Source organism: Ruegeria sp. YTSA075 (genome assembly GCF_059610245.1).
In genome coordinates, this window is sequence record NZ_JBXWNG010000028.1 from 1 (window position 1) to 12975 (window position 12975).

8 protein-coding genes and 1 pseudogene are annotated in these 12975 nt (G+C 54.6%); 5 read left to right on the plus strand and 4 right to left on the minus strand.

What is annotated here, in order from left to right; all coding sequences use genetic code 11:
* Positions 1-596: 596 nt before the first annotated feature.
* Positions 597-6965 carry a choice-of-anchor I family protein gene (locus AC2FGE_RS20675; protein ID WP_496821213.1) on the plus strand — a complete coding sequence of 2123 codons (6369 nt, stop codon included), beginning with the start codon at positions 597-599 and terminating at the stop codon, positions 6963-6965.
* Between the two features lie 415 nt (positions 6966-7380).
* On the opposite strand, the gene AC2FGE_RS20680 is transcribed toward AC2FGE_RS20675, so the two are convergent.
* Positions 7381-8079, minus strand: a complete 699-nt coding sequence (locus AC2FGE_RS20680) for an MOSC domain-containing protein (RefSeq protein WP_496821214.1) — start codon at positions 8077-8079, stop codon at positions 7381-7383.
* Positions 8076-8621: a MarR family winged helix-turn-helix transcriptional regulator gene (locus AC2FGE_RS20685; protein WP_496821215.1), complete on the minus strand. Its 546-nt coding sequence runs from the start codon at positions 8619-8621 to the stop codon at positions 8076-8078. Before AC2FGE_RS20685 ends, AC2FGE_RS20680 begins: the two co-directional genes overlap by 4 nt.
* 86 nt (positions 8622-8707) lie before the next feature.
* On the opposite strand from AC2FGE_RS20685, the gene AC2FGE_RS20690 reads away from it, so the two are divergent.
* Entirely contained in the window at positions 8708-9457 is a 750-nt protein-coding gene (locus AC2FGE_RS20690; RefSeq protein WP_496821216.1) for a hypothetical protein, read from the plus strand.
* Between the two features lie 57 nt (positions 9458-9514).
* Positions 9515-10039 (plus strand): redoxin domain-containing protein, encoded by a 525-nt coding sequence (locus AC2FGE_RS20695; RefSeq protein ID WP_496821217.1) that lies wholly within the window; start codon positions 9515-9517, stop codon positions 10037-10039.
* Between the two features lie 169 nt (positions 10040-10208).
* On the opposite strand, the gene AC2FGE_RS20700 is transcribed toward AC2FGE_RS20695, so the two are convergent.
* The gene (locus AC2FGE_RS20700) at positions 10209-11669 is read right to left on the minus strand and encodes a catalase (RefSeq protein ID WP_496821218.1); all 1461 of its coding nucleotides are present in this window, start codon (positions 11667-11669) and stop codon (positions 10209-10211) included.
* A 96-nt stretch (positions 11670-11765) separates the two neighbouring features.
* Here AC2FGE_RS20700 and AC2FGE_RS20705 point away from each other — a divergent pair.
* Positions 11766-11966, plus strand: a pseudogene (locus tag AC2FGE_RS20705) (LysR family transcriptional regulator); the annotation flags it as partial.
* Between the two features lie 18 nt (positions 11967-11984).
* Positions 11985-12710 carry a hydrogen peroxide-inducible genes activator gene (locus AC2FGE_RS20710; RefSeq protein WP_496821220.1) on the plus strand — a complete coding sequence of 242 codons (726 nt, stop codon included), beginning with the start codon at positions 11985-11987 and terminating at the stop codon, positions 12708-12710.
* 85 nt (positions 12711-12795) lie between these two features.
* Here the strand turns inward: AC2FGE_RS20710 and AC2FGE_RS20715 are convergent.
* Positions 12796-12975: hypothetical protein (locus AC2FGE_RS20715; protein WP_496821219.1), on the minus strand; the 180-nt coding region annotated here is incomplete at its 5' end.

Below are 12975 nucleotides of genomic sequence, written 5' to 3' on the forward strand. Positions count from 1 at the left end.
GCCGGACACACGACTGCATCTGACAGACGCTCGTATCAGCTCAAAAAATGTCTTGCTATGCAGGAGCCATCCACACAAGACCTTCGAGATGCCCAACGATCATTCGAGTTGCCGGGTTGTGATTTAATGTCGGGTCTAGGCAGTGAAACTCCGATGGATTGGAACGGATGTCCTATTGTTGAGTGTGGAGAGTCCCGCAGATGCTCATAAGAACGAAGCGCCTCTGTACTTCCGGAGCTCATGAGGCGTGTCGGTGTTCAGCCTTCTGCGGGGAAAGCCGATGGTTCACTGAGGTTGTGAAATTGCCCTCTTTTCCAATGCATCAGTAACGTATCGGCGCTCTGGATGTCACCTCGTTGCTACGCTGTTCAGCACAATGCAGGGTTTGCACGTATTGGATCGACGGCCTTCGTGCATGCATTGTACTGCTGGCGATCACCACTCTTCCACCGTGTCATCTTGTTGTTTCAAAAATGTTAACAATGTGACGCGTTTTCTTCAAACTGTGATGAAATCTTACACCTCGTTGTCTCTCGTCAGGCTGCGAGCCCCTTAGCAAACTGACATTCACATCATGGATTTTGAAAGGAATATCGATGAACGCTCTGATCAGCGAGTTTCAGCCCAATCCGGCTGGGTCCGACCCGTCAACACAGACTATTGAATTGTACGGAACGCCAAATCAGAGCTTTTCCGGCTGGCTGCTGAGTATCGAAAGCGACGAAGGATCGTCAGCCGGAACTGTCGATCGCGCTTTTCAAGTGAATGGTGTGTTTGATCTGAACGGAATTCTAACCGTATCGGTTCCGGACCTGGAGAATCCCAGCTTCACCTATGTTCTGGTGGATGAGTTTACGGGTGTGGTCGGTGACGATTTTGACACTGACAATGATGGCGTTCTGGACGTTGATCCCGCGACTTTTGGCATCAACACCGTTTTTGACGCAGTCGGTGTTCCAGACAATGAAACAGATGAAAGCTTCGTCTACGGTGCTCAACTCGGCGGTGTTGACTTTGCCTTTACCGGGGCCGAGCCACAGTTGATTTTTCGCAGTGGATCTGATGGCGATTTCTTCGCTGTCAATACTATTGGCGACACCGAGGTTTTTAACACCAGCGGCGTTTCGATCAGCGTTGATGAGTTCACGACTGACCCGGCTATCGCCGACACACTGGGTACAGTGAACCCGACCTTTTTGGCCCCGACCAGCGCTTTTACGCTGGAGCTGTTGCACATTGCGGATCAGGAGGCATCGACCAGTGCCATCACGAGCGCACCGAACCTGTCTGCGGTTGTGAATGCGCTGAAAGCACAGGATCTTGGCAATGACGGGATCGAGGATAATACGCTGTTCCTATCCTCGGGCGACGCTTTCATTCCCGGCGTGTTCTTTGGTGCCTCTGAGGTGCTGTATGGTGCCGAGGGGATCGCGGACATTCAAATCCAGAACGAACTCGGCGTGCAGGCCATTGCGCTTGGCAACCATGAATTCGATCGTGGGCCTGAACTGCTGGCAAGCTTGATCGATGGAAGCGCGGGCGATGGCAGCACCATTCTGGGCGGCGACTTCGCGGGCGCGGCCTTCCCGTATTTGTCCGCGAATCTGGATTTCTCGACCGAGCCCGCGCTGGCCGGCCTTGAGGTTGCTGGCGGACAAGCACCGCAGGCAAACTCGGTTACGTCATCCGTGGTCATCGACGTGAACGGTGAGAATATCGGCGTCGTCGGAGCGACCACGCCAACTCTGGCATCGATTTCCAGCCCCGGTGGCGTTGGTGTCTCACCCGCGCCATTCGATGCGACGCCAACGCCGGACCAGTTGGATGCGCTGGCGGCCGAAATTCAGGCTGAGGTGGACGCGCTGCTGGCAGCGGACCCGACGTTGAACAAGGTCGTTCTGCTGGCGCATATGCAGAACCTTGATATCGAGCTGGCCCTGGCCGAGCGGCTTACGGATGTAGATATCGTCGTGGCAGGTGGGTCAAACACACGCTTGTTTGATGATAATGACAGACCGCGCGATGATGACAGTGTACAGGGCGAGTATCCGCAATTTGTGACCAATGCCGGTGGCACACAAACAGCAGTTGTGAATACCGACGGCTCTTACAAATATGTTGGCCGGTTGGTCATCGATTTCGATGACGAGGGCAATATCATCCCAACGAGCTATGACTCGGATATATCCGGTGCTTACGCAACGGATGATCAGGGCGTTGCCGACTTGAATGCGGAAAACCTGGTTGATCCTGAAATCCAGCAGATTGTGGATGAGATTGAAGCGCAAATCATCGCTGCAGAATCCAATGTGTTTGGTGTGTCGAACGTTTTTCTGAACGGCAACCGCTCGGGGACAGACGATCCAACCGATCCCGATGGTGTGCGTACGCAGGAAACCAATCTGGGCAACCTGACCGCCGATGCCAATCTGGCGATTGCCAAGGAAACGGATGCTGATGTTCTTGTCTCGATCAAAAACGGTGGCGGTATTCGGGCATCAATCGGTGAAACTGTAGTGCTGCCCGGTGGCACCTCGGCCACGCGTCTGCCGAATGGTGAGTTGGTCGACAGCGACGGAAACGTTATCAAGCCCGAAGGTGGTATCAGCCAGAACGACATTCAGACCACATTGGCCTTCAACAACGCCCTGACCCTACTGACCCTGACCAAGCAGGAGCTTGTGGAGGTGCTGGAGCACGGCATCAGCGGCTTGCCTGGTGTGGCGGGCTCATTCCCGCAGGTCTCGGGCGTCAAGTTTGCATTCGACCCGGACCTGCCTGCGGGCGAACGTATCCAGACTGCGGCGATTTTCGACGAAGACGGAAATCTGGTCATGGAACTGGTTGAAAACGGTGAAATCGTTGGCGATTCGACGGAAACAGTACGCATTGTCACACTGAACTTCCTTGCGGGCGGTGGAGATGGCTATCCGTTCCCGACCGGTCCCGAGGCCGAACGTCTGGATCTGAACGACCTGGACGGTGACGGCGTGGATGACGGCAACCTGACCGGCGATGCGACCTTTGCAAGTGATGGTACCGAGCAGGACGCACTGGCCGAGTATCTGAACGACAATTTTGGCGATGCCGCCAATGCATTTGACGAAGCGGATGTTGGGCGCGACAGCGACGGGCGCATTCAGAACCTGAACTTTACAGACGACACAGTGCTGGACGGAACCGAAGAACCGGCACCTCAACCCACCGGAGAAATCCTGTTCGACACCCTGGCGATCTTTGAGGGCGAAGGTGGAGACGGTGCATCGGAGGTGGTCGCGCATGAGGATGGCAAGCTCTACGTCACAAACGGAGAGCAAGGCCGGATCGACATCTTCGAGATCCCGGAAACATCAGGGGCCGCCAACGAGTTGGCCGCGACAATCGATCTGACTGGTTTGGACGGCTATGACGGCGTGCAGTCGGTTGCGGTCAAGAATGGTGTTGTTGCAGTTGCGATTTCAGTCGCGCCGATCGAACAGACAGTGTTTGGCCAAACGACCATGCTGTCACAGCCCGGATTTGTCGCGCTGTTCGATGCCGAGACTCAGGAACTGATCTCGACCATCGAAGTTGGTAACCTGCCGGATCAGTTGACGTTCAACGAAGATGGCACGCAGCTGTTGGTTGCCGGTGAAGGCGAAAAGAACGACGACAGCGACAATGACGATAATCCGCTGGGTACCGTCGCGGTCATCGACACCACGGACCCAGCTGCTCCAAGCGCGCAGATACTGGACTTCACTCAGTTCAACGGTCTGGAAGAGCAGGCCCGCGCAGCTGGTATCCGCATTCAGGACGGTGTCAGCTTTGCTGAAGATATCGAACCGGAATACATCGCGATCAGCCCGGACGGTACCACCGCCTTTGTGTCGCTGCAGGAAAACAACGCGATTGCCAAAATCGATCTGGCGACCAACACGGTTGTCGATGTGTTCTCACTAGGCACGGTCGATTTCAGTGGCGAAAGCGCGCTGGACCCCAACGACAACGGAGAGATCGACATCACCAATTTCGATAATCTGGTTGGCTTCCGGATGCCGGATGCGATTGCCTCGTTCGAGGTGAATGGCCAGACTTATATTGCCACAGCCAATGAAGGCGACAGCCGCGGTTTTGACGAAGCGCGTGTCGAAGATTTGGCCGCTGCAGGTTTGATCGACCCGAGCGTTGATATCACTGGGCTGGAACGTCTGGAGGTTTCGACCGTTGATGGCGACACCGATGGCGATGGAGACATCGACGTTCTGCACACTTTCTCTTCGCGCTCGTTCTCGATCTTTGATGCGGATGGCAATCTGGTGTTCGACTCGGGTTCCGATTTCGAAGAAATCATCGCCGAGATCGCGCCTGAACGCTTCAATGATGACGATGGCGACGATGGAGAGGACCGTTCGGATGCCAAAGGCCCCGAGCCCGAAGCAATCACCATCGGTGAAATTGGCGAGAGCACCTATGCCTTCATCGGGCTGGAGCGGGACAGCGGGATCATGATCTATGACATCTCTGACCCAGCAAACTCCACCTTCGTAAACTACATCCCACCACTGCATGTCGATAACGCCCCTGCAGGCGAACCGGCGCTGCATTCGCCCGAGGTGATCACATTCATCCCGGCGGATGAAAGCACAACCGGCAACGCTCAGATCGCTGTTTCCTACGAAGTGTCGGGGACCACAGCTGTTTACGATCTTTCCGAGCTGAACCCGATCACCACGATCATGGACATTCAGGGCGAGGGCCACATCTCGGACTATGATGGTGAGGTTGTGACAACCAAAGGCATCGTTACGGCAGTCGACAGCAACGGCTACTACCTTCAGGACGCAGAAGGTGATGGCAATACCGCGACCTCGGATGGCATCTTTGTCTTCACCGGTTCTACACCAACGGTTGTTGTTGGGGATGAGGTGAAGGTCAACGGCGAAGTGTCGGAGTTCATTCCAGGCGGTGCCGGAACCGGCAACCTGTCGATCACTCAGATCAGCGCGGATAGTGAAGAGGTGCTGTCCTCGGGCAACACTGTCGAAGCGGTCGTTCTGGGTGCCAATGGCCGTCCGATCCCGACCGAGGTGGTGATTTCCGAAGATGAGCTGCCGGTGAATCTTCAGGAAGAGCCCGGCGAGTTCGATCCTGAAAACGACGGGATCGACTTCTATGAAAGCCTTGAAGGGATGCTGGTCACCGTCGACAATCCCGTAGCGATCTCGGCCACCAACCGGTTCAACGAAACCTGGGTCGTCGCTGATGATGGGGAAGGAACAACGCCGGGCCTGAACGATCGGGGTGCACTGAACCTGAACGCCAATGCTGACGGGTTGGGCGATCTGAACCCCGAACGGATCCAGATCCAGTACGACAGCGGATTGCTGCCGGATGGGTTCACACCGCCCGAACTGAATGTGGGTGATGACCTTAGCAGTGTGACTGGCGTCGTGGGTTACGGCTTTGGCAACTACGAGATCAATGTCACCGAAGAATTCACCGTGGAAGAGGCGAGCTCGAACACGGCTGAGGTGACCGAGATCGCGGGTTCCGAAAGCGAACTTACAGTTGCGACCTACAATGTGCTGAACGTCACGTCGAACCCGGATGACGGTGATGCTGATCAGATCGCGCAATTGGCGCAACAGATCGTCAGCAATCTGGGAAGCCCGGACATTCTTGCACTGCAGGAAATCCAGGACGACTCGGGCGTCACTGATGACGGCACGCTCAGCGCGGATGAAACGCTTCAGGCCATTGTGGATGCCATCGTGGCCGCTGGCGGACCTGAATACAGTTTTGAAAGCGCTATTGTCGACGAAGATGGCGAAAACGGCGGCGTTCCCGGCGGCAATATCCGCAACGCGTTCCTGTACAACCCTGATCGGGTCGAGGCGAACGAGTTTGTGACGCTGGAAAGCGACGTGTTGGCAGAGATGGGTGTGTCCAACCCGGATGCATTTGAAGGTTCGCGCGATCCGCTGCTGGGGGTCTTTACCTTCAACGGGCAGGAGATCACGCTCATCAACAACCACTTCTCGTCCCGCTTCGGGTCCGAGCCGATCTTCGGTGGACCGCAGCCCTTTACACAGGGTGGAGAAGCCGAGCGTGAAGCACAGGCCAAGGCGATCAATGAAGTTGTCGACAGTCTGCTTGCGGAAGATGGTGAGGCCAACATCGCAGTTCTGGGCGACCTCAACACCTTCGAGTTCACGGATGAATTGTCCGAGGATTTGCCGGGTGTCGGTGAGGAGAAGGTTCTAACTAACCTAATCAACCAACTGGAAGGGGACGAAGCCTATACCTTCATCTTCCAGGGTAATGCTCAGGTGTTGGATCACATTTTCGTCTCGGACAGTCTGTTGTCCGGTGCCAATGTTGATATTGTTCACGTCAACAACGATTTCGCCGATTTTGCCTCGGATCATGAACCGGTTGTGGCGAGCTTCACGCTGGAAGCGCCGGAGCCGGTGGAAGATCAGTTCCTGGTCGGCACACGCCGTGGCGATGAACTGACCGGCGACAGCGGGGATGACGTCATCGTGGGTCTTGCAGGCCGTGATGTCCTGAATGGACTGGCCGGAGATGACTTTATTCTCGGTGGACGCGGAGCTGACAAAATCGATGGCGGAGATGGTGACGACTACCTCTCCGGCGGTCGCGGTCGCGATCTTATCCACGGTGGTGCAGGAGACGACATCATCGATGGTGGACGCGGGAAGGACATCATGGACGGAGGCGCGGGCGATGACCTGTTCATTGGCGCCACAAACGCCGACATGTTCGTCTTCTCTGGCGATTTCGGATCGGATCAGATCATTGGTGATGGTATCGATTTGGACAACCTGATCTTCCAAGACACCGACATGAACGATATCGCCGTCGAAGAAGATGATGGCAATCTGCTGATCACGGTCAGCGGTATCGAAACCTTCGGGACGGTCACGATCTTCGATACCGACAACAGCCTGCAGATCGTCTGAGAAAAGGGGGCCGGTGCATCTCAAAGGGTACCGGCCCTTCATGCTTGAATACAAAGCTGATTTGTTCTCAAGTATTTTAAACGGATTTGCTACACAGTTGTCGGAAACCAAGACTATTTTGCACTGCAGCGAACGACCGGTTTAGCGGGCCGCTTTGCATCATCAGAGCAAAACGATGAAAGGCAGGTTTGGGCAGTTTGTAGGCGACCGAAGTGTCTTTGCGAATGGCTGCTTTGGGAGCCCATTGCGGTCTTCGTCGATCCGGATTTCGAAGGGCAGGTTTCGCGACCGCCGCATGAATTGCAGCGTCATAATAAACCATGAACGTCGCTGTACGGGTGTTTGACCATCACGGAGTTGAGGAGGTTGCTAAGCTCGAGGAAACTACGTCACGACTGAACGCGCGTTGGGTGTCTTATCCTGAGCCTCCAAGCCTTGCTGATGTATCCTCCTTGGCATTACCTTCAGCCATTCGGCTAAAAGCTTGTCGCCAACCTTCAGCAAGTTCTTCCATCTGAGACAAAACCTCGGCATCTTCCGGCAGAATACGACGAGTCAGCCGTGCGCGTGTAACAGCCAATACTGACCAATTCGGATTTGGCCTTTCCGCCAAGGCGATCCGATCACCGGCGCTAACTTCGCCAGGTTCGAGTACTCGATAGTACCATCCGGTTCGGCCCGTCTTCTGAAACTGATAGGGCATTTCGTTGCGCCCCGTATGTAGCCCAAGTTTCCAGCACGGCTGCCGCCCCTGGCTAATTTGAACTACCGCCGTCCCGAGTAACAGGATGTCGCCGATGCAGAGGTTTTCCTCGGTCAATCCTGTCGTAGAAATGTTCTCGCCAAACGCCGCTGGCATTGTGCCGGGTGCCATTTGGTCCTCTGCTTGCCAAGCCGAATAGTGATCAAAATCATAATGATGGATGGCTTTGTCTTCGCCTCCATGCACGGTCAGGTCAGCCTGAGCGTCCCCGGAAAATCCAAGCAAGGTAATGGCTTGCCGCCCGCCCACCCGGTCTTTCTGAATAGCAGAAGGTGGTTTACCTTCCCAGCGATCTCTGATGGATCCAAGAAAAATGCCGTCGATTTTTGCCGACAGTTCAGGATGGTTCATCTAGCTTCCTCGTGCTCAATGCAGATCTTGTCTTTTTCTCCGGGCTCCAATGAAACACCCAACAATTTGCAAAACCCGTTTTCCGTCGTGACATCATGATGGGCACAGGATTTGCATTGGCCGAACGATCGGCCTTCGTTTGCGGCCAAAGCCAGACTGAGGCTTTGCATCAGCCCCTGCTCAAGCATGGCTTGGTTTTCTAAGGGCATAACTCCAATTGCCTGAGCAACTGGGTTTGGCTGACGAACGATCTCGCCCCCTTCCTTGGTGAGTTCGTAGGAGATCGACCGCTGATCATGTTCTTTGCGGTGCTCTTCTACATAGCCTTTTCGCGCCAAAGCTTTGAGCGTCTGTGACATCGTTCCACGGGTTGTTCCGATGTATTCTGCAACATGCGACGGCGAGCGCGAGAACATGTTCGCCTCAGCGAGGTACTCGAGCGCCATCCTCTGAGTCGGGTTCAAATCTCCCGCCCATCCTTCGGAAGAATCTATCCGGGCCAGACGGTTGATCAGTGTGCGAATGCGATGATCTGTATTCATAACGCTTTTAGTAGCGACTCGAAATTATAGTTGCAATGTATTTCTCACTATAGTAGCGACTCGCTATCTTTCATTTGGAGGCACACATGAAACTCTCAATACTCACTTCCACTCTGGTCTTGGTCATCGGCAGCACAGCTCTTGCTGATGGGAACCATGCCATCCATCAAGATGGCGCCATCATATCTTCGGCAGACGCCAGTAACGTCGCGGACTTTGACATTCTGGCCGCACACGCGCACCGCAATGGAAACACCGTCACTTTTCACATGACAACGAATGGATCGGCTGGCGCCTCGGTTCCGGTGGCAACCGGAGAGGTCGGTGGATCAGATGTCTGGTCATATGTCTGGCCTACGTCATTGGACCCTTCGGCCGTTGGGTTCGAAGCCGGCACAGGAATCCTTGCATTGGCCGCAACCAGTCATCCAGATTTCGATGACACACCGCTTTTTGATGAGAACGGCGACGGAGATCCGGCCAATGACGGCATCGAATGGCACAGCCACTGGGTTGTGTTGACCCCGACCGAAGCGTGCGGACCCGTCGCGCTTGCCGTACGGGACATCCCCGAAGGCTCCACACCCAAGCTACCTGCGACATGGCCTGGGTTCCCGATCTTTCTGGACAGCCCAGGGTTTACACCGCTGTTCGACGGGCCCGAAATTGTGGTGAACGCAGGCTTCGCCAGCGACGTGGAACTGGATGGAGTCGCTTATGACGGTGTCACATCAGCCTTGAGGGTCAACGCGAATATCCATGCGCCCTTGCTATGCGTCACAGATATCTTCGACGTCGCATCTGGCGACCTGAACCTGCCGGGCAAACTTCACTGATATTCGAGCGTGCAGCCGCCAAACCCAAGGCGGCTGCACGCAAAAGAGGACGAGACTATGCAAACACCAGAATTAGACGTATCGGAATGGTTCAACACAGACACACCCCTGACTTTACGCGAGTTAGAAGGACGGGTTGTTGTGATTGAGGCATTTCAAATGTTATGCCCAGGATGCGTCCTGCACGGCATTCCCTTGGCACAGTCGATTCAGAAGATATTTCCTGAAGAAAAAGTAGCCGTGATTGGCCTGCACACTGTTTTCGAACATCACGATGCTATGACACCGGTGTCTCTGAAGGCTTTCTTACATGAGTATCGCATCACCTTCCCTGTTGGCGTGGACAAACAGGGCGCTGGATCATTGCCAAACACGATGTCTCGCTTTGGTATGCGCGGCACACCAAGCCTTGTCCTGTTGGATCAGGCGGGGCAGATCGTTGCGCATCACCTTGGCCAGGTTTCTGAACTGCAATTGGGATCAGAGATTGGCGGCCTTCTGACACGAGGCGTCGTATCGGCTAAAAGCGGCCCCGTAACTGTCGGTCAAAGTGAAGACACAGCAGGTCGCTGCAATGTCTGAACGGGCCATGGTGTCCGGACATCGGAACAAAACCCGCCGTTGGCGGTCGCAAGAACGCGGCTTTGGCGACCACAGCGACAGGAAACCCAAAACCGCTATGCATCGTTCGTTCATGAACGCCACACGGCATCGCGCAAGTTCCCGAAAGTCGGGAACTTGCCAATTGATTTCACTCAAGGGGGTCACGCTCGATGCTCAAACCAAGAGCCTTTGCGACGCCGGCGCTATACGCGGGATCTGCCTTGAGGCAATTCGATATGTGGCGGATCTGGATTTCCTTCCTTGCAGCTCCAATCGCGCGCGCGGTGTTTTCGAACAACACTTTTTGTTGCTCCGGCGTCATCAGGCGGAACAAATCACCGGGCTGCGAGAAATAGTCATCATCCTCGCGGTGGTTCCAATGATCCGCAGAACCTTCGATGGACAAAGGTGGTTCAGAGAAATCCGGTTGCTCGGCCCATTCGCTATGCATGTTGGGTTCATAGCCAATCCGAGATCCGGCATTGCCGTCGACCCTCATCGCGCCATCACGATGGTAGGAATGATACGGGCAACGAGGCGCATTCACCGGGATCTGGGAATGGTTGACACCCAACCGATACCGCTGAGTGTCGCCATAGGAAAACAGACGTCCCTGCAACATCTTGTCCGGCGAAAAGCTGATACCAGGAACAATTGTGGAAGGCGCGAAGGCGGCCTGTTCCACCTCGGCAAAGTAGTTCTCGGGGTTCCGGTTCAACTCCAGTTCGCCAACCTCAATCAACGGATAGTCCCCATGCGGCCATACCTTGGTGAGGTCAAATGGGTTAAGGTGATACGTACCCGCATCCTTCTCTGGCATGACTTGGACATAAAGCGTCCATTTGGGAAAATCACCGTCTTCAATAGCATCGTAAAGATCACGCTGATGGCTTTCACGGTCACCAGAGATGATCTGCGCGGCTTCTTCGTCGGTGAGGTTTTTGATCCCTTGCTGGGTTTTGAAATGGAACTTGACCCAAAAACGTTCGTTATCCGAGTTGATAAAACTGAACGTGTGGCTGCCAAAGCCGTGCATGTGCCGGTAGGTTGCGGGAATGCCGCGATCAGACATAACAATCGTCACCTGAAGCAACGCTTCCGGAAGGCTGGTCCAGAAGTCCCAGTTGTTGTCCGCACTGCGCATGTTGGTCCGCGGATCACGTTTGACAGCGTGATTAAGATCGGGAAACTTCAGCGGATCGCGAAGGAAAAACACAGGGGTGTTATTCCCAACCAGGTCCCAGTTGCCCTCTTCAGTGTAGAACTTTACCGCAAAACCTCGGATGTCCCGTTCCGCATCCGCCGCACCGCGTTCTCCTGCAACGGTCGAGAAACGCAGGAAGAGATCCGTCTTCTTGCCAACATCAGAGAACAATTTGGCGCGTGTATAGCGGGTGATGTCGTGGGTCACTGTGAATGTACCGTAAGCGCCAGACCCTTTGGCATGCATCCGGCGTTCGGGGATCACTTCGCGATCAAAATGAGCCATTTTCTCGAGAAACCATACATCCTGAAGCAGCGCAGGGCCACGTGGCCCCGCCGTCAGAGTGTTTTGGTTGTTGGGCACTGGCGCGCCAAACGCGGTGGTCAGTTTCGGTTTACTCATCATGTCAATCTCCTGAGTTGGTATTGGCAGGACAAAACCGAAAACGGCCAGATTACTCCAACTTATATAAATTATCCGACCGATAATCAGCGGTGATGCATGGCCAGAAGAACCTCAGTCGCCGGTCTTTCACTCAGAGATCTTGAGTACATTCAAAGCATTGCCGAAGAAGGTCATTTTGGCCGGGCGGCTGATATCTGTGGGGTTTCACAACCTGCAATCAGCCAACAGGTATTGAAACTAGAGGCCCGACTTGGATTTTCGATTTTCGAACGTCAGGGCAGACATGTCTCTTTGACGCAAAATGGCCGGATAGTCTTGCAAAAAGCAGAAATCCTTCTGACCGAGGCCCGTGAGCTGTTGGAATTGTCGCTGAGCCTGAGTGACAATCTGGAAGGTGATTTGAAGTTTGGTGTACTTCCGACCCTTGGTCCCTACTTATTGCCGCTCATCCTCAAGTCACTCAAAGCCGCTTATCCCAAGTTAAGGCTGTCACTGTTCGAAGAGCCCACGCATGTTCTCGAAGAGATGCTCACCAATCGGGCGCTGGACGCTGCGCTGATCGCAACTGACCCGAAACAGCCCGCACTAAGTGCGCTTGAGCTGTTTCATGAACCATTTGTTTTTGCCTGTCCCAAGGATGTAGATCTCAAACCCAATGAAAAGGTTCGTTGGTCCAAGGTTTTGTCCTCACAGCTCGTTCTGCTTTCTCAAGAACACTGTCTACGGGATCAGACCGTTGCGTTTTGCGACCGGATTGACCGACCAGGACAAAGAGTGGCCAGCAGTCTTGAGATGCTCCGGCAAATGGTCGCGCTGGGAGAGGGTTGCGCGCTTTTTCCGGCATTGTCTGTGAGTGGCCCCGACCGTTTCGGCGGCCTAGCAACAACGCATCCCATTGCGGATGGGGTGTTTGGCCGTTCTATCAGGCTGGCATGGCGCGACAGTGACCCACGCACGGGATCGCTTGAACATTTCGGGACTTTCATTCAGACCCTTATGGCTGCCCCGGAAATGGTGCGGTATTTGAACGGAAAAGCTTAGAGCCTGACCAACCACGGAGAAGGCAATTTAGCGTTTCTTTGAGGGCAAGCGCGCAAGACGCCATCAAAGAAACGCCGTTGGTCTGTCACTGCAAGGATTCCAGATAGGCCAGCAGGTCTGTGATTTGCTCCGGTTTTTTATTCCGGGGAAGGACATTTTCGTGCCCGGCAGGTACTTTTTGGGAGACGCTAGGCTCCAGACTCATTAAATTACAGCCAGAACAGGACGGTAGCTGCGAGTGCGATTGCGGATAGGAAGACCTTCG